The organism is Paenibacillus oceani, from assembly GCF_014705615.1.
Taxonomy (GTDB): Bacteria; Bacillota; Bacilli; order Paenibacillales; family NBRC-103111; genus Paenibacillus_AB; species Paenibacillus_AB oceani.
Genome location: NZ_JACXJA010000002.1, coordinates 12,126 through 30,463, shown reverse-complemented (window position 1 = coordinate 30,463; position 18,338 = coordinate 12,126). Strand labels below are relative to the sequence as shown.

Sequence of the window (18,338 nt, the reverse complement as noted above, 5' to 3'; positions counted from 1 at the left end):
GCGATGGATTGGAGCCGGGCCAAAACGATATTGATCCTGTCCTTTCTGGGACTGAACCTGTTGCTCGGTTATGAGCTGTGGAGCGGCAAGCTGAACATCGGCGAGTCGAAGCAGGCTTCGGCCGATATTGCCGAGGAATTAAACCGGATAATGATCAGCCGGGGAATGAAGCTGGCGGCCGAAGTGCCGAAGGAAACCCCGAAGATGCGGGAAATCGTGGTCAAGGCGGTGGAGGATGAGTCGTATGGCCGTAAAGTGAAGCTGTCTGCTCCGATCCGCTATAACTTGTTTCTAAGCAAGGGCTCCTTGAAGGACTTGTCTAACCGGGGGATTCCCAAAATCGAGACGTACAGCTATGACCGGACTACGAGCAAGGAAGGTTTGTTTATGATGAACCAGCTCGTGGGCGACTATCCGCTGTTCGATATTAATATGGAGCTGTTCATTACCGGCGGGGAAGTAACCGGTTATCGTCAGGCGTACGTAGAGGTCGATACGAGCTCCGAGGCAAAGGAAGAGAAGAAGGTCATCTCGGCTTACACGGTGCTGCGGACGCTGGCGGAGAAATATTTCCCGAACGGGGCGGTTGTGACGGATATCCGGCTGGGGTATCACGGGCAGTTTTTTGATACGGAATGGTCGACGCTGCCGACGTTCCCGACGTGGCGCGTAGCGCTGGACAACGGAGATATGTATTACGTGCACGGGTTCCGCGGGGATGTGGAGAATGCGCCGCGAACGGATGCGAGCAAGCCATAAGAGCGGGTGCGGGAACTGAAGAACGGGAACAAGAGGGGAACTGGCAATGACATTACGCTATACGGTACTGGCAAGCGGCTCTACAGGCAATTCGCTGCTGGTGGATCATGAAGGAACGAAGGTGCTTGTCGACGCGGGCCTTAGCGCCAAGAAGATCGAGCAGTTGATGGAGGAGCGGGGCGTGAGGGGCTCGGAGCTGGACGCGATCTTGATCACCCACGAGCATTCCGACCATATTAAAGGAGTCGGCGCGCTGGCGCGCAAGCACGACTTGCCGGTGTACGCCAACGAGAAGACGTGGGAAGCGCTGAATAAGCATCTCGGCGCGCTGGCGGAAGAGAAAATCAAGGTCATGGAGACCGGAAGCGTCGTCGAGTTCGGTGGGCTGCAGGTCGAGTCTTATCCGATCTCGCACGATGCGGCCGAGCCGGTCGGTTACTGTTTCCACGACGGAGACACCAAGCTGAGTCTCGCAACCGACCTCGGCTATGTGAGCAGTAAGGTGAAGGAGAAGATCGCCGACTCCGATGCGATCATCCTGGAATCGAACCATGACATCGAGATGCTGCGGATGGGCAAATACCCGTGGAACATCAAGCGGCGCATTCTCGGCGATACCGGACACTTGTCCAATGAAGCGGCGGGCGAAGCACTGTGCGACATTTTGACCGGGAAGACGGAGACGGTGTATCTCGCCCATTTGAGCCGCGATCATAACTTGATGGATTTGGCCAAACTGACCGTGAATAACATATTAGAGGAGCGCGGCATTCAGGCCGACGAGCGGAAAGTCGAGCTGAAGGACACGTATTTCGACCGGGCTACGAAATGGGATAGGCTGGGTCCTGACTCATAATCTGATCGACGGCGGCCATTCGGGCTTCGATCTCGCTGCGGGACAGAACGCCTTTCTCGATGAGCAGATCCATCAGCGCGGTGACGAGCAGCGTGTTGCGGTAATGCTCTTCCTTCAGATCGGCAAGCTTGGCGATGAGGTTCACTTCATCCAGATGGGAACGAATACGATTCATAAACATTTCTCTCCTTTTCCAGTGAATCCGGCTCGAACTTTCGCTGCAAATCTAGTAAAATGGAGGGAGCGGTTCTTATAGGTAGTATAGGCCGCTAGACGCGAAAACATTCCTCTTTTTTTCAGCCAGAAAAATGAGTGAAAATAGAGAGCGAAGTCTTCCGAGAGGAGAAACGGGCATGAGCTTGTTTGATGACGACTTCTACACAACGAAGCTGCCCCGTAAAAGCCGCTGGACGCACAACGGTTCCGCCGTTCCCGCCGTGTCGAGGAGCAAGGATGGAAGAGTGGCGTTATTTGCGGTAACGGGAGGCGCAGCAGCGATTATGCTGGCTTCGCTCTTAATCGGGCTGGGCACGCACCGGGATGAGCCGGGGCAGCCGGCGGCCGTACCGGTTCTAGCGACCGGAGACAGCTATCAGATGAAGGAAGACCAGGTCGTCCGCGCGGTGGAGCAGGTGAAGCCGGCGGTAGTGAGCATTATAAGCGCGATCAAGGAAGAAGGCTCCGGCGATGCTCAGAGCCTGGGGATCGGCTCCGGCGTATTGTTCCAGAAAAACGGAGATAAAGCTTACATCGTAACGAACAACCACGTGGTCCAATCGGCTACGCAGATTGAAGTGATATTGGCCAATGGCGAGCACCGGAAAGCGAAGATGACGGGCAAAGATATGATTACTGATCTGGCGGTGATCGAGATCGATGCGGCAGGGCTTAAAGTATTCGCCGAATTCGGCGATTCGGATAAGCTGAAGGCGGGCCAGACGGCCATTGCCATCGGCAGCCCGCTCGGCCTGCGCTTCGCGCAGACGACGACTGTCGGCGTCATCAGCTCGCCGCATCAGAAGATCCCGATCTCGTTCGCCGGAGACGGCAACTACGATTGGGAGATGGACGTGATCCAGACGGATGCGGCCATTAACCAGGGCAACAGCGGCGGCGCGCTCATCAATCTGGAGGGCAAGCTGGTCGGCATCAACAGCATGAAGGTGGCGGAGAAGGGCGTCGAAGGGCTCGGTTTTGCGATCCCGATCAACTCCGCCAAGGAAACGATCAACAGCCTGATCGAGTACGGCAAGGTGAAGCGGCCGTACATCGGCATTACTAGCGAGCCGCTTCGGGCTTTCAAGGGAATCGAAGTTTTAAAACTCCCGGATTCGGTCAAAAATGGGATTATCGTCATCGATGCGGTAGGCCCTGCGAAGGAAGCGGGACTGGCGACGCACGACGTCATCACGGAGCTGGACGGCAAGCCGATTTCGAACAACGTGATGCTGCGCCAATACTTATACGGGGACAAGAAGATCGGCGACCCGATCAAGGTGACATACTACCGCGGCGGTAAAAAAGCGACCGTAACGGTCCAACTGGGCGAAAAGAAAGAGGACTGATTCATGTTTGTCGTATGCAAGGAACACGTAGAGCTGGCGATCGATATGTTCGTCGACGAGTACGAGGAAGCGCCGGATATCTACGACTTGAACAAAGTGAGCTTTACCGCCTGGGAGCCTCCGGCTACCTGCGAACGGTGCGGGAACAAACCGCAATTTTTGGTGATATGAGCTGTAGCGGGGGGCCTGTGGGGGCTCCCTTCTTTTTTGTTTGGGGAATCTGCAGGAGGACACTGAAGCGGTTAAGAGGCGGAGCAATGGCTTCATGCTGGTACGGAACAGGATGGCTTACAACGGAAGGACGGAGACACGATGCACATTCATATTATTGCAGTCGGCAAGCTGAAGGAGAAATATTGGACGGACGGTGTCGCCGAATACGCTAAACGGCTCAGCGCCTATGCGAAGCTGACCATCACCGAGGTCGCCGAGGAGAAAGCGCCCGAGCGGATGAGCGAGGCGGAGGAGCAGCAGGTGAAGCAGAAGGAGGGCGAGCGCATCCTGGCGGCGCTGAAGGCCGACACCCACGTCATCGCCATGGCCATCGACGGCCACCTGTGGACGTCGGAGGAGCTGTCGGCGCAGCTGGAGCGCCTCGGCACCTACGGCAAGAGCCACGTCACCTTCCTCATCGGCGGGTCCAACGGCCTGTCCGACGACGTGCTGAAGCGGGCCGACCAGAAGCTGTCGTTCGGGCGAATCACGTTCCCGCATCAGCTGATCCGGCTGGTGCTGGTGGAGCAGGTTTATCGGGGGTTTAAGATTATACGGGGGGAACCGTATCACAAGTGATGGTAAAGGAAAGGTTGGAATTGAATATTCCATTCAAGAAAGTACTATATCATCTTTATAAAGCGTAGTTGTTGCACATTAAAATTAGTATCAAAGAACTAAAATAAGGCGCGAGTAGTGGCTAATTTTGCTGACTATTTGCGCCTAATATTATTTATAGTACAAAATTACCCAAAATTCTGTTAACATTGGGATGGAAAGTAGTATACTGGAACTAATGACAGCGCTGAAAAATAGGGGGAAAGTCCTTGCGAGCACCGGATTTGACAGTGGAACAAGTTCAAAAAATTTGTCCTAACTTTACTCAGATTGAATATGTGGGTAGAGGAGGACAAAAAACGGTATTTTCTGGCGTTTTTGCTGGAACAAAGTATGCAATAAAGTTTTTAGATTTGACCAGTATCCAAAATCAACAAGCGCCAAATAGTGCAATTACTCAAGATCCTCATATCACTGTATCCCCTGTAGAAGACATTCGAGAAGATGTCCTAGCAAGAGCCAAGAGGGAAATCGATATAATGGATCGGTGTGAAACTTCAACTTTAGTGAAGTTAGGACCAATTGGCATGACGCTCGTAGATTACGACAACAAAAAGTTACTCTATTTCACTGAAGAACTAATTAGTGGCGATGATCTTCATAATATAATTAGACGAGATAAGTTCATAAGTCTCAATGAAGGAATTCAAATAGGGATAGACATAGCTACAGCAATAAAGCATCTATGGAACATTAACATGGTTCATAGGGATGTTAAACCACGGAATATTATGAGGCGAGATACTGGGGGATACGTCCTTTTAGATACGGGCTTGGCGTTTGATTTAAGCGACGAATCCTTAACAGCAGCATTTATAACCGTTGGAACACCAATCTATATGTCACCAGAGCAATTAAAGAACGTAAGAAGAGGAATAGATTTCCGATCTGATCTATTTCTATTAGGTATTGTTCTATACGAAGCGTTAACTGGACAGCACCCATTCTTTAATAGAGGGATTAATTCTATGCAGCTAGTTGCGAATATCGTGACCAATCCTATTGAATCGCCAAATAAAGTTCGTAAAGATCTACCGAATAGTTTAAATACTATAATTATGAGACTTCTGGCAAAGGAACCTCATTTGAGATTCAAAAGTTGTGATTCCCTTATGGAAAAACTATTGCAGGCAAGGGAGGAAATCCAGTGAAGCTGTTTGTACAACAGGGGTACGGGAAAGGTAATAAAATCCATCAGGCGCTGGATAACGGAGCGGTAGATGGTGTGATTTTAAGCCCACGAGACGATACAGAAGATAATCTAAGGTTATTTAGAAAGGATTTAATAGACAATTATCCAACAGCAGAAACCTTATTAGATCCACAATTTTATTATACGTTATATATGGATGGTACAACCAAAAACTTAACTAACTATTCATACTATCCAGGACATCTTACAATGTCAGCATTTCGCTCTATTAGAGATATTCAGAAGTATGCAGAGGATGCAATTAATTTCCAATTGTCTATGGGGGCAGATTATATTCTGTCACCTACTTTACTAATAAATAGTTTTAGTGATAGGCAAACACAGATATGCATGAGCTTAGCTGAAGAGTCTAATAACGTAATGAAAACCAATGGGCATGCTAAGCCGCTATTAACTTCATTAGTATTTTCCGAATCTGCACTTAACGAAACGGACCGATTAAATGAGTTTTTAAATGAAATATCTGTCTTAGATTTAGAAGGATTTTATATTACAGTTGCTAGGAATAATAAAGACTATAATCAGAACTTTGATTCTGATCTTGCACTTGCTAATTTATTGTACTTTATCTACTCATTATCTGAGATTAATGAATTTAAAGTAGTAGTAGGTTACGCTGATATTATTGGGTTACTGTACTTGGGTGTGGGGGCATATGGTATTGGAACCGGGTGGCATAATAGTTCGAGGAAGTTTACAGTTCAGCAGAGAATACTACCATCAACGGGTGGAAGATTACCGAGGGAGCGATATAACTCGATTCCATTACTTAACTCAATATTAGTTTCGGAACTGGATTCGATTGCTTCAAACACTCCTTCAGGCATTTTCCAAAGTGTTCTTTCTAATACTGTCGAAGATAAAATTATTCTTGCGGGCTCCAACCCATCGGACGCATGGAGCAGAGCGATGTCACATCAGCAACACTGGTCTGCTATAAAAAAAGCATCTATTGATATTTTTAAAGGTTCGAAAGATATCTCGACCCGTTTAGATCATTTGGAAAACGCTATTACAAATGCTATGTCTCTCTACACGCTCATGGAGAGGTACGCTGTTCAACTGGAGAGGGCTTCCTCTCGAGTGCATTTAAATACCTGGCAATCGGCTATTCGTCTCTTCAGAGGCATTGCAAATGTTTGATTGATTTACATAAAAAAGAGTTTTGCCAATACCGACTAAGTGAAATGATTTTTTCCTTGGTCGGTTTTTTCTTGGTTTTAAATGTACTTTGTATTTCTGGTTCGAAACGGATATAATTCCAATGCCATTAATTTTAAAATGATCTATGTTTTCAAGGGCTGCTTTAATATATCGTTCGGGCATCACAATAGAGGAATATTGTGCAAAGCCCAAATAATTTATAGCCTGATACAACGCACGTTTCCAATTATGAAGTTTGCCCTCATACGCATGAAAGGTAACATTGGGTAAAATTACTTTAGGATGAAGAGTGTACGAATCAGGTTCAAATTTTTGAATTAAATCTGCTTCAAGTAGTTCTTTTAAATGACGACGAACGGTAGACTCAGATAAGCCAGATAGTGAAATAATATCTTTAAATTTTTGTTTCTTTTTAGGGAACATAACAGATAGTAATTGCGCGGGGCCTAAGCGGCTAATAATATGCTCTGCTCCTTGTGGCAGAGACCAGTCTTCATTGACATAGGCAGCGACTACATCCGCCCTACCCTGCCAGCAATCCAACTCACGAATTAATGCAGAATGTTTTTTTGAAGAACTCTGCATCAAATAACTTTCAAAAGAGTCAATGAGTGTACTCTCTTTTGATTCATAGAGATCAGTAACATCACTTAATCTGATTGCCAAAATCAATCAGCTCCTTTCCTAAGGATACAGGCAACAAATAATAATAGTTCTACAAGCAAAAGTCAATATCCTTTTGGGGTGACAAATCATTTTTATTTAAGGCTATATAATTAATGTTTATTATTCACTAAGTTAGGAAAAACAAACGTTAATTTCAAATCCCTTATTTAGTATTATAAAACGGGAACATGCATTCGTAAATGTAGAATTTTAAGAAAAACGTGTGCAATAAAAATGAAAGACAAACTCAGTAATGAGCTTGCCTTTCATTTTTATTACAACATATTAAATATTTCAGCAAGTATATTTTTGCTCATGCGAATGTGGGCAACGTCCTTGCCTTTCAAAATAGCCAGAACTTCCTGTAAGACGGCTTCCTTTTCATCGGATACAGGTGACATAAAAGGTTCATCAAACTCAAACAGCAGTTTCGGTTCAACATCTAAAGCAACCACGATTTTGCCGATGTTCTCCAATGATAGATTACGCTCCCCACGCTCGACCCCACCGGCGAAGTCGATCTTCTCTCGTTTCCTCGCTTGTTTTCGCTGGAGAGAATCCCCCGCCGCTGCTGCGACAGGAGAATCGGAGAAGTAGGAATCCACGTTTTCATCAAAGCTCAGTTCAATCGTCTCGATCTTCTTGCTTTCGTTCATCGTAATTCGCTTGATGAATAGGTGCAGCAACGTTTTTCGCTGTTCGAACGGCGCGGCGGTGAGCAACTGATGGAATCCGTGAACAGTTGGAACGAAGCATTTCGAAAGGCAGACATTTGTTTAAGTTTGTAGTGATTGGCCTGGGGTATATCGTGGAGTACCATCCTGAATATCTGACGCGGAATGATAATAGTGAAGTTTATTATGAAGTGCTGAACAGCAGTCTTGAATCCTATAAATACAGTGTACCGATTTTAGAAAACTTTTCGAATTGCTTTCGAGGGACTTTAGACTCCTCCTCTAAACTAAGGTTGTAGGCAAGAGAGAGACCATACAACCTTAAAGGAGCGAGGGAAAATGAAAAAGAAAAACAAATTTATCATGATCGGCGCGGTGGTTGGTGCCATGACGTTATTCACGGCGACGGCGTTCGCGTATAGTCCGAATACGACAGGCTACGATGCGTTCAAGGCGGTGCTGAAAGCGAACCATGCGTCGGGGGCCGACATGGGGAGCGCGACGGTCAACGGAAACTTCAGCTTGACGGTTGACGGCGAGACGGTGTTGAAGGCGGACGGCACGGGGAAGATGGGGAAAGCGGGCGGAGAGCACAACGTTAGTGGCGACCTCGATTTTACGCTCATGGGCGTCGAACGACAAGCCAGCCTGTATAGCAGTGGCGACGATGGGGTCCATCTCGTAGACCGAACGCATGATTTGCATTATCAGGTAATCAACTTGGACGATAAACATGCCGGCGAACACCGCGATTGGTCGGATAAGGAGGAGTTTCAGGATCGCCCGATGAACAAGGTGGAAGAAGCGCTCCTCGATTTCCTGGTGGGCGACCTGAAGGATAACTTCAGCGTGGCGAACCAGGCGGACGGCTCGAAGACGATTACGGTCGACATCAGCAAGGAGGACATTCCGCTTCCGCTGCGTTTACTGATGGACGCGGCTTCAGCTCAGGACAAAATAGGGCGCGCGCATGCGCCGGAAGCGCATGCGGAGTGGGGGCAGCTGGGACAGCTTCCTTTCTTCCAAGGACTTGAAGGGATCGACCTGAAAGCGCAATTGCCGGAGCTGACAGATGACGTTGCCATTGAGCATGTACGGCTGCAAATGACGGTCGATGCGAATAACAAGGTGCAAGGCGTGCAGGGCGAGCTTGAAGTGAGCGGCAAAGATAAGGCGGGCGTCACCCACCGCGTGGAGCTGGAAGGCGCAGGCAACATAAGCGGCATCAATGCCACGACGCCGGATGCGTATGACCCTGCCGGCAAGTCCGTGGAAAGGATCGACGTGGCAACCTTTGATGACCGCAGCTAACACAATGGACCCTGGGAGGACCTGCTATGTTCGAAGTAAACGATCTGACGAAGGTCTACCCCGGCGGACGCGGCATTCAAGGACTGAACCTCACCGTGCAAGCCGGTGAGGTTGTCGCCTTGCTGGGGCCGAACGGAGCCGGGAAGACGACAGCGCTGCAGGCGATGGCCGGCTGGATCGGGGCGGACCGCGGGGAAGCATGCTGGAACGGAGTCTCCGTCGCCGACCGGCCCGAGATGACGAGGCCGTACATGGGCCTGATGATCGGAGAGCCGTCCCCGTACCTCTATCTCACGGGATATGACTATTTGAGGTGCTACCATAAGCTATATCCCGGTGTCGACGAAGCGCGCATCCGGCAGACGCTGGAACTCGTGGGCATGACGAAGCACCAAGACATGAAGATCAAGAAGTACTCCACCGGCATGAAGCAGCGGCTCGAGCTGGCCAGCGTGCTGCTCCACCGGCCTAAGCTGCTGATGCTTGATGAGCCATTCTCGGGCATGGACATCGAGGGCAGGCGGGAGATCTCGATGATGTTGCGCGGCCTCGTGGCCGAAACGGGGATGAGCGTCATCGTGTCGTCGCATCAGGTGCACGACATGGAGGATTGGATCACGCATGCTTGCCTCGTTTACGAGGGGCGGCATGTCCATACGTCGGGCATCGCGGGGATCCGGGAGTCCTATGCAGGTGTGGAGGACTATTATTTGCATCATCTCGCACAGGAAAGGAGAGGGGCGGCCGTATGATCGCGCAGATGAATAACCTCGCCGCGGAGGAGCTTCGCAAGCTGTTCCGCGGAGGCAAGCTGAAGGTTCTGCTGCTGCTCTCCTTCATCATTGGCGTTCTCTTCGTCTTTGTCGGCGGCCGTCTTGGACTCGAAGACAACCTGCCGCTGGCGGCAATTGAACTGCTGCCCGCGGTCGTGCTTCCTTTCCTCATGGTGGCGCTCGGCAGCGACCTAATGATCGGCGAATTCAAGGGGGCAATCAAGCATGCGCTTAAGCTGCCGATTAGCCGGGAGTTTCTCTTCATGGGGAAATTGTTCGCGGGGTGGGCGGCCGGCGCTTTAATCGTTCTGTGTATGTTGGTGCCGACCTTCATTGGAGGCTTCATTCTTCACGACGTGCCTGCGGCGTCAACGCTTGGTGCAGGTTTAGCGGAGCTTGGCGGCGCGATCCTATTCAGCGGTTTGTTGCTTGTACTAGCGAACAGCGTGTCCCTATGGGTAGGGAGCAGCGCTGTCGGGATGGCGGTGAGCGTCGTGCTGTGGATGGCGATGAGCGTGGTCGGATTTCTCGAGCCGGGGCTGAATCGGTTCCTCGTCACGAACTATGCGGATTGGCTGCAGCCGCTCCTGTACGGAGGGGATGCCGGCATGACGGTTTCCACGTTGCTATTTATGGCTACCTACTATATCATTGGCACTATATTGGGCTTGCTAGCCTTCCAAAGAAAAGAGTTCTGATGTATGTCAATACGATTGAAGCTTATTTTAACGTATTTATTGGGTACGATTCTGACGGCGATTATCGTTGCGATGACCGGCATCGGTATCGTCACGGCGATTTTATCGTATCTCGTAAGTGGTATCGTGAAGGATCAATCCCCGCATGAAGCCTTCTCCCGGGGCATCGACCTGTTCGTGGACCTGCGCTATGCGGAGCGGTACGCGCCGGAGGAGCTGAAGTCCCCCGAGTTCGCGGCCTCTATCGGGGAACGGTTGAAGCCGTTCGAGGGCTTCCTTGTCGTCCGGCAAGGCGAGCGCTGGGAAAGCTACGGCGAGCTCAGCGAAGGAGAAGCGTTCTTGAGACAACTACGGCAGGATGTGGCCGCGGCTGGACCGAAAAAAGACGGCATGTTCGTCATGAGCGCGTGGGAGGAACGCGACTTGCTGTCGATCGCCTACGATTTTCCCGGAATCAACGATCCATTGACGTATTACCTGGTGGCCGACATGACGATGGCGGAGTCCAAGACAAACCGATTCGGGTTGTTCGTGCTGCTTGGCATCGCGATTCTTGTCGGCATCATTCTCGTTCCGCTGCTCTGGATCACGACGAGGGATATCGTTAGGCCGCTGCGACAGCTCGAACAGGGCTCCCGGCGCATTGCCGAAGGGGACTTGAACTTCCGTCTGGAATCCAAGGTGCGCAACGAAGTGGGAGGCGTCATCCGCTCGTACGAGAAGATGCGCGGCGAGCTGCAGCGATCGATCGACGTTCAGCTGGCGCTCGAGGAGAACCGCAAGGAGCTGATCTCGAATATTTCGCATGATCTCAGGACGCCGCTAACTTCGATCAAGGGTTACGTAGAAGGGATTCGGGTAGGCGTAGCGGACGATCCGGAGAAGCTGAAGAAGTATATCGACGTGATCTATGCGAAGACGCTCGATATGGACCGGATGATCGACGATCTGTTCCTATTGTCGAAGCTGGATCTCGAGCAGGAACGTTTCTACTTGGAGACGGTGCCACTCGAGTCGTTCTATAGGCAGACGATGAGCGAGCTGCATATGGAGTGCGAGCGCGCGGGCGTGCGGCTGACGAGCGAATATGAGGCGGGGCAAGAGGATGTCGTGACGATGGATGTCCAGAAGATGAAGCGCGTCATGCTGAACCTCGTTGGCAATTCGGTGAAATTCATGGATAAGCAGGAGCCCCATATCCACGTGCACATCGGGCGGCAGTCGGAGGAATGGGTTGTGGAGGTTACGGATAACGGACCGGGGATGGGACCGGACGAACTGGATCGAATTTTTGACCGATTCTATCGGGGGGATGCGTTCCGCAATCAGAACGTGGCCGGTTCCGGGTTAGGCCTTGCCATCGTGAAGCAGATTATCGCGAATCATGGCGGAACGATCCATGCGAGAAGCGAGCCGGGACAGTCCATGACGGTGATGATTAGCATTCCGATGAAACGGGATAGCAAGGAAGCGGGGAGAGCGTGAGATGTCGAAGCGCAAAGTGTTAATCGTGGAGGATGATCAAGCGATCGCCGAGCTGGAGCGGGATTTTCTCGAGGTGAATGGCTACGAGGTCACCCTTCGGGCTGATGGCCGGCAAGCGCTGGAGGAAGCGCTGGAGCGGGAATACGATCTGATCATTCTTGACGTCATGCTGCCGGGCATGGACGGCTTTGATCTATTGCGGCGGATTCGGGAGACGAAATACATTCCGGTGCTCATGGTATCCGCCCGCAAGGAGGATATCGACAAGATCCGAGGCCTTGGCCTAGGGGCGGACGATTACGTGACGAAGCCGTTCAGCCCGACGGAGCTCGTGGCGAGGGTGAAGGCGCATCTCGACCGGTATGATCGATTGACCGGTGTCGCGGCAGGCACCGGTTCTTCGCATGGCCGGAAGTCTCGCGAGCTGAACATTCGCGATCTTGCGATTCAGGTCGATGCAAGACGAGTGACGATCCGCGGGGCGGAGGTTACGATGACGGCTAAGGAGTTCGACCTGCTGCTGTTCCTCGCGGAAAACCCGGATCGGGTCTATTCCAAGGAGGCGCTGCTGGATCGGGTCTGGGGAATCGACAATTATGGCGATACCGCCACGGTCACGGTCCATGTAGGGAAGATCCGGGACAAGATCCAGAAGGACCCGTCGCAGCATCAGTTTATCGAGACCGTATGGGGCGCGGGATATCGCTTCAAGGTGTAAATGCGCAAGTAGTCGCCGTGATTCGCGGGGACTTTTTTTTTGCCATTTTTCACGGTACGTCCAACCGTATTAAGGGCACCGGCCGATCCGCTCCGCTGTCACTTTAACAGTATCATTTTTTGACATGATTAGGGGGTACGATGATCTCAGCAACAGAAAAGGAATATCACTCTCCAATACAACGATTGAGATGGGGCAGGGGCAGCGAGACGGCTTGGTATACGGGGACATGTGGATTCCGGTTGCAAGAATTGAACGAGATCATAGGAGGAATGGAAATGAGCACAATGACAAGTCATGAAAAAATCGCGAAGGTTGAATCCAGCCCTATTGGAAGGAAGGTCGCTTATTGGACCGTCACCGTCATTCTCGCATTCTCTATTGCGTTAAGCGGTATCGGGCAATTGATGCGATATGGCGGCAATATCGATTTGGTGGCCGGTATTGGTTTCCCGTTATACATCACGAACATTCTCGGAGCTTGGAAGCTGCTTGGCGTCATCGCGATCGTTATACCAGGCTTCCCCCGGCTTAAGGAATGGGCTTACAGCGGTATCTTTTTTCTAATGACGGGTGCGGCCTTATCCCACGCTTTCGCAAACGATTATGGCAATGGCGGATTCCATATGATCCTTCCGCTTTTCTATGCCGCGCTTGGCATCGCTTCCTGGGCACTGCGTCCAAAAAGTCGCAGACTCTAAGGGGAACATTGGAGCAATCCACCCCTCTTTTATTCGCGATAAAAATTCGCCGTTAGAGTGATATGCCGAACCTTATCATAAGTGACGGCGAAAAATTGAAGTTTGAAGTGTTAGTGCGCTTGTGGAATAGATTGAATTTTAACCTCTACGGCCTTTGGGTTTAGGGGTTTTTGCTTTGATAAGGAAGCAATATTGCGCTACATTTTCCCATATTGGATTCTATAAGTGAGTCGGATTTATTGCAAATTTCAGGGATATAAGTTGAAATCCTTTAATCATCCTTTAAGATAACTCCATGCATGAACGTGATAGGATAACAACGTACTTGCAGTAACTGAAGACGAACGTCATGATTTATCAACGAAGAGGGGTGTAAAGTGGTGTATGATAGAGTCGGTAAAAAGGCCGGTGCAATGATTGGCGTGGGTGTATTCCTCATTTCCCTGTTGGGGGGAGTCTTGTTTTTATCAGAAGCCACAGCTGCATCGGGGGTAATTTACGTAAAGAGCGATGCCGTGGGCGAAGGTGACGGTACAAGTTGGGAAGATGCTTACACGCAATTGCAAGACGCGATAGAAGATGCGGTGGCGGGGGATCGGATCTGGATTGCATCCGGTACATATGTGCCTACGCGATTAATTGAGAGTTCTGAAGACGCGAGGACAGCTCATTATCATATGAAAAACAACGTTGAGATTTTCGGAGGCTTTGCCGGGGATGAGGACCCTGCGACTTTTGATTTGGAAGATCGCGATTTTGCAGGAAATGAAACGGTACTGAGCGGCGATATCCATCAGGATGATGTTGCAGGTGATGCTGCGTCTATGGCTGACAATGTGTATCATGTCTTTTATCATGCTGACAATCCATTTACAGGCAACCTGGATGAGACTGCGGTTTTGGATGGGGTGACCATTTCCGGGGGAAATGCGAATGATCCTGACTATCATTTTAGCGGCGGCGGCATGTATAACGATAATAATCATCCTACAGTCAGGAAGGTAACCTTTAAGAATAACAGAGCCGCGATTTATGGCGGAGCCGTGTTTAATTACCTGAGTGATGCTCGTTTATACAATGTTCGAATGGTGGATAATGTTGCCGATATCGGCGGAGGATTATATAGCCAATATGGCGAGAGTGAAATGATTAATCTTGATATTAGGGGGAACATTGCGACTGGTTTTGGCGGGGGAATGTACATGAGAGATGATCATTCCACGCTTGCGGGCGTACTGATTAGTGGGAATTATTCACGGCGTGTAGGCGGTATATATATGGATAGCAGTGATTTAACGCTTGTAAACCTAACCATTAGCGGGAATAAATCGGATTATAATTCGGGCGGCATTTTTTTCGCTGGTGAAGCTTCGGATAGTGTTACCCTATACAACAGTATCGTCTGCGGGAACAAAGGGGATTCTGCGGAGGATTATAACGGTGATGTGAGATTCGAGCATAGTATCAATGCTGCCTTTTTCTATGGACCCTGTTTGGATGCGGAAAATGCGATCGTAGAACCGGTTAATCTTTTCGTAAATCCATTGGATGCCGATGACGCGCCTTCCACTGAAGGAGATTATCGGTTGATTGATTTTTCACCTGCAGATAGCAGAGCAGACGAAAGCTTCTATTTGGAAGGGGGTATTCTGTCTCACGTTACTACGGATTTGGAGGGGAAACCAAGATTTATCAATACAGGGTTAGAAGCCGGAGCCTATGAGTCGCCTATCTTATTTATTAATGTCCGGGCTGTACCTTTTAGTGCAGGTACAGCTACCGGCGCCGATTCCGTCATACAATATTATGGCGGTAATCCTCTTACAATAACGGCCACTCCGAATGACGGTTATGGATTTGTGAAATGGCTTATATACAATGCAATGGAGAGGGGCGTGGAATTATCCAGGGAGCGTGTGATTACTTATGAACTAACGGGTTCTGGTACTTGGGCTACTCTTGATGCTCATTTTGGGGTATTGGTTGATGTCGGCGTAACCTCAGCATCGGAAGTAGAAGGGACCGTCACAGGCGGAGGGGAGTATGCCATTGGTCAAGAAATCACGATACTTGCCTCCCCGAGTGAAGGCTATCATTTTGTGAATTGGACGGAAAGCGGTGCGGAAGTGTCTGCTGATGCAGACTACAGTTTTGAAGTGACGGGAGAACGGACGCTGGTCGCAAACTTTGCGTTGTCGCAGTACACCGTCACGTATGACGGCAACGACAATGACGGCGGCAGCATACCGACAGACAATGAGACATACGTCCTGAACGACAGCGTCGCGGTTTCGGATAACACGGGCAGCCTGGGCAGGACAGGCTACACGTTTGCGGGCTGGAACACCGAAGCCGACGGAAGCGGCACGAGCTACATGCCGGGTGACGTATTTTCGATGGGTGCGGGCAATGTAACCCTATATGCGGCGTGGTTGGATAGCATCGCTCCAGCGACTACCGTTCATATGGAAGAAGCGGATGAATCGCCCTACACGAACGATACGTGGACGAATCAAACTGTGACCGTCAGTGTATACGCGACGGATGACGGCAGCGGACTGGCTTCGCTGGAATACTCGGAAGACGGGGGCGCTTCCTGGCAGCCGGTTGCCGGGGCATTGACCTACAGCGAGGAAGGCATTTATATCCTGACTTTTAAAGCGATCGATGAGGAAGGAAATATAGGGCAAGTAACCAGGACGGTGAAAATCAACCGAAACGGTCTGGTTGTCACGATTACAGCCAGCACTCAGGGCGGCGATCCGTACGTTTCTGGAAACTGGACGAACCAGACCGTGACTGCGGAGGTCTATGCCTCCCATCGGCAAGGGATTGCCGTCACATCAATAGCCTATTCGCTGGACGATGGCGCCATCTGGAGCAATTACACGGAACCGCTTGCCATTTCGGGAGCCGGGACGCACACGATCAAGGTCAAAATTCAAGATGAGGCGGGCAACGAATTGGAGGATGCCCTGACCATTAAGATCGATCAAGCCAATCCGATCATCGATTTTGGCACGAACGGCAAGGAAACGTGGAGCATTAGCGGATCGACGTTCGTATCGGTGATCGATACGGAGAGCGGCTTAAATTCGGGTTCTCTTGAATTTGCTTGGTCGCAAAGCGACACTGCACCGGCAGGCGTCTGGGCGACGTTCGCGAGCGGGGCTGATCTGACGATAAGCGGAGTGGATGGAGACTGGTACTTGCACATCCGGGCGCAGGATGCGCTTGGCAATACGGTGGGCGCCGTATCGGAGCGGTTCAGACTGGATGCGTCTGCCGCGGAATTGAACGGGCTTGCGCTTTCGGCGAGTACGCTGGATACGGTGTTCGACGCTTCAACGATGGACTATAAGGCAAGCGTGGCGAACAACGTGAGGAGCATCACCATTACGCCGGTTACCCTCGACGCGACGGACATCATAACCGTAAGCATCAACGGCGGAACGCCATCAACGGTGACAAGCGGTCTGGCGAGCGAACCGCTGGTATTGCATACGGGAGCGAATACAATCGAGATCGAAGTAACGGCGCTGAACGGGGAGCGGAACACCTATTTCGTCGCTGTGACGCGCGCTGCGAGCAGCTCCGGAACTTCTGGAGGATCAAGCGGCGATCAATCGGAACCGGAGGGGAAGGCGAGTTTGCTGGTAGACTCGACTGTGATTGGATCAGTGACGATTAAGAAAGTAACCCGTCCGGACGGCGTCATGATCGAGCAAGTCTCGCTCGATGAAGAGACACTGGATGAAGCGTTGAATCGATTGGAGGCTGTCGGGAAAACAATCCTCACGATCCAAGCGGACGATTCCGAACGGGTCGTTCTGGTGCAGCTTCCCGCGACTTCGATCGCTGCGGCCGCCGAGTCGTACCCGAATGGGGCGATTATCGAGGTGGTACTGAACGGGGCCAGCTACCAACTTGCTATCCGTGTGCTTGATCTGGCTGCTTTGGCGGAACAGCTCGGCGTCGAACGGAAAGACCTGAAGGTAAACATCATTCTGGAGCGTGCGGACGAAGCAACGGAGACACAGATCCGGCAGCTCGCCGTTATGGAAAGGTTTGACCTGGTGAGTGCGGTCATCGATTTCAAGGTGACGGTAGAGGCGAACGGTCAAACGGTGGAGATCCGCGATTTCGGCGGGACCTATATGGCGCGGGCGATCGTGACGGAGGAAGGCGCGGCGAATCGTAACCTGACGGGCGTACTGTATGATCGGGAGACGAAGACATTCACGTTCGTTCCTTCGCATTCAGGTACCCGCTCGGATGGTACACCGGAAATCGTGATGAATGTGCCGCACAACAGCATGTACGCTGTCCTGGAATCGAAGGGCAGGACGTTCGACGACCTGAGCGGACATTGGGCGAAGGCGGATGTGGAACTGCTGGCGTCAAAGCTGATCGTCCATGGCGTAACGGACAGCCGGTTTGCACCCAACGCGGATATTACGCGGGCGGAGTTTACTGCGCTGCTCGTTCGCGCGCTGGGACTATCGCTGAACCCTGACGGTCAAACTTCTGACTTCGCGGATGTAGCGGCGAATGCGTGGTACATGCCTGCCGTCGAGGCAGCGGTGAACGCAGGACTGGCGAGCGGCATATCGCCGGACCGATTTGCGCCGAATGAGCGGATCACTCGCGAGCAGATGGCCGTGATGGTTGCCAAAGCGTTATCATTCGCAGGCAAGGAAGTAGTGGCAGATAGGGGAGCGCTGGTAAAGTTCACTGACCGTACATCGATCTCCACCTGGGCCATAGATGCGGTTGCACAAGCTGTGGCTGCAGGTATCATCAATGGCATGCCCGACGGCACGTTTACGCCCTCCGAACATGCAACCCGGGCGCAAGCGACGGCAGTGCTGAAGCGATTTCTGCATTATACGGAATTTATAGACTAAAAAGTTGCTGTGTCATT

General features: G+C 51.0%; 17 protein-coding genes. 14 read left to right on the top strand and 3 right to left on the bottom strand.

Annotated elements, in window-relative coordinates; genetic code table 11:
• Positions 1-3: 3 nt before the first annotated feature.
• Positions 4-759: a two-component system regulatory protein YycI gene (gene yycI / locus IDH45_RS01645; RefSeq protein WP_190924053.1), complete on the top strand. Its 756-nt coding sequence runs from the start codon at positions 4-6 to the stop codon at positions 757-759.
• A 46-nt stretch (positions 760-805) separates the two neighbouring features.
• Positions 806-1,615, top strand: coding sequence for an MBL fold metallo-hydrolase (locus IDH45_RS01640; protein WP_190924052.1), 810 nt, complete (start codon positions 806-808; stop codon positions 1,613-1,615).
• Here the strand turns inward: IDH45_RS01640 and IDH45_RS01635 are convergent.
• On the bottom strand, positions 1,581-1,790 hold the full coding sequence (locus IDH45_RS01635; protein WP_190924050.1) for a hypothetical protein: 210 nt from the start codon (positions 1,788-1,790) through the stop codon (positions 1,581-1,583). The genes IDH45_RS01640 and IDH45_RS01635 overlap by 35 nt on opposite strands.
• A gap of 178 nt (positions 1,791-1,968) precedes the next feature.
• Here IDH45_RS01635 and IDH45_RS01630 point away from each other — a divergent pair, with 178 nt between their 5' ends.
• The 5 genes from IDH45_RS01630 (at position 1,969) to IDH45_RS01610 (ending at position 6,367) form a co-directional block, all read left to right on the top strand.
• A complete protein-coding gene (locus IDH45_RS01630; protein ID WP_190924048.1) occupies positions 1,969-3,180 on the top strand; it encodes a S1C family serine protease in 1,212 nt (403 codons plus the stop codon).
• Positions 3,181-3,183: 3 nt separating this feature from the next.
• Positions 3,184-3,351 (top strand): CxxH/CxxC protein, encoded by a 168-nt coding sequence (locus IDH45_RS01625; RefSeq protein WP_190924046.1) that lies wholly within the window; start codon positions 3,184-3,186, stop codon positions 3,349-3,351.
• 141 nt (positions 3,352-3,492) lie between these two features.
• Positions 3,493-3,972, top strand: coding sequence for a 23S rRNA (pseudouridine(1915)-N(3))-methyltransferase RlmH (gene rlmH / locus IDH45_RS01620; protein ID WP_190924044.1), 480 nt, complete (start codon positions 3,493-3,495; stop codon positions 3,970-3,972).
• A gap of 248 nt (positions 3,973-4,220) precedes the next feature.
• Complete coding sequence (locus IDH45_RS01615; RefSeq protein WP_190924042.1) at positions 4,221-5,162, top strand: serine/threonine protein kinase; 942 nt, start codon at positions 4,221-4,223, stop codon at positions 5,160-5,162.
• The gene (locus tag IDH45_RS01610; protein ID WP_190924040.1) at positions 5,159-6,367 is read left to right on the top strand and encodes a hypothetical protein; all 1,209 of its coding nucleotides are present in this window, start codon (positions 5,159-5,161) and stop codon (positions 6,365-6,367) included. Before IDH45_RS01615 ends, IDH45_RS01610 begins: the two co-directional genes overlap by 4 nt.
• Here the strand turns inward: IDH45_RS01610 and IDH45_RS01605 are convergent.
• Together IDH45_RS01605 and IDH45_RS01600 are read right to left on the bottom strand one after the other, a co-directional pair.
• Positions 6,314-7,054, bottom strand: a complete 741-nt coding sequence (locus tag IDH45_RS01605) for an ArsR family transcriptional regulator (protein ID WP_190924038.1) — start codon at positions 7,052-7,054, stop codon at positions 6,314-6,316. The two genes, IDH45_RS01610 and IDH45_RS01605, sit on opposite strands and share 54 nt — an antisense overlap.
• Positions 7,055-7,329: 275 nt before the next feature.
• The gene (locus tag IDH45_RS01600) at positions 7,330-7,776 is read right to left on the bottom strand and encodes a hypothetical protein (RefSeq protein ID WP_190924036.1); all 447 of its coding nucleotides are present in this window, start codon (positions 7,774-7,776) and stop codon (positions 7,330-7,332) included.
• Between the two features lie 291 nt (positions 7,777-8,067).
• On the opposite strand from IDH45_RS01600, the gene IDH45_RS01595 reads away from it, so the two are divergent.
• The 7 genes from IDH45_RS01595 to IDH45_RS01565 all read left to right on the top strand — a co-directional run bounded on the left by IDH45_RS01595 (position 8,068) and on the right by IDH45_RS01565 (position 18,321).
• Positions 8,068-9,039 (top strand): hypothetical protein, encoded by a 972-nt coding sequence (locus IDH45_RS01595; RefSeq protein ID WP_190924034.1) that lies wholly within the window; start codon positions 8,068-8,070, stop codon positions 9,037-9,039.
• Between the two features lie 26 nt (positions 9,040-9,065).
• The gene (locus tag IDH45_RS01590) at positions 9,066-9,791 is read left to right on the top strand and encodes an ABC transporter ATP-binding protein (RefSeq protein WP_190924033.1); all 726 of its coding nucleotides are present in this window, start codon (positions 9,066-9,068) and stop codon (positions 9,789-9,791) included.
• Positions 9,788-10,510, top strand: coding sequence for an ABC transporter permease (locus IDH45_RS01585; RefSeq protein WP_190924031.1), 723 nt, complete (start codon positions 9,788-9,790; stop codon positions 10,508-10,510). The genes IDH45_RS01590 and IDH45_RS01585 overlap by 4 nt, the downstream gene beginning before the upstream one ends.
• 3 nt (positions 10,511-10,513) lie before the next feature.
• On the top strand, positions 10,514-11,995 hold the full coding sequence (locus IDH45_RS01580; RefSeq protein WP_190924029.1) for a sensor histidine kinase: 1,482 nt from the start codon (positions 10,514-10,516) through the stop codon (positions 11,993-11,995).
• Position 11,996: 1 nt separating this feature from the next.
• Positions 11,997-12,713 (top strand): response regulator transcription factor, encoded by a 717-nt coding sequence (locus IDH45_RS01575; RefSeq protein WP_190924027.1) that lies wholly within the window; start codon positions 11,997-11,999, stop codon positions 12,711-12,713.
• Positions 12,714-12,991: 278 nt separating this feature from the next.
• Positions 12,992-13,414, top strand: coding sequence for a DoxX family protein (locus IDH45_RS01570; RefSeq protein WP_190924123.1), 423 nt, complete (start codon positions 12,992-12,994; stop codon positions 13,412-13,414).
• 413 nt (positions 13,415-13,827) lie between these two features.
• A complete protein-coding gene (locus IDH45_RS01565; RefSeq protein WP_317891121.1) occupies positions 13,828-18,321 on the top strand; it encodes an S-layer homology domain-containing protein in 4,494 nt (1,497 codons plus the stop codon).
• Positions 18,322-18,338 lie beyond the last annotated feature (17 nt).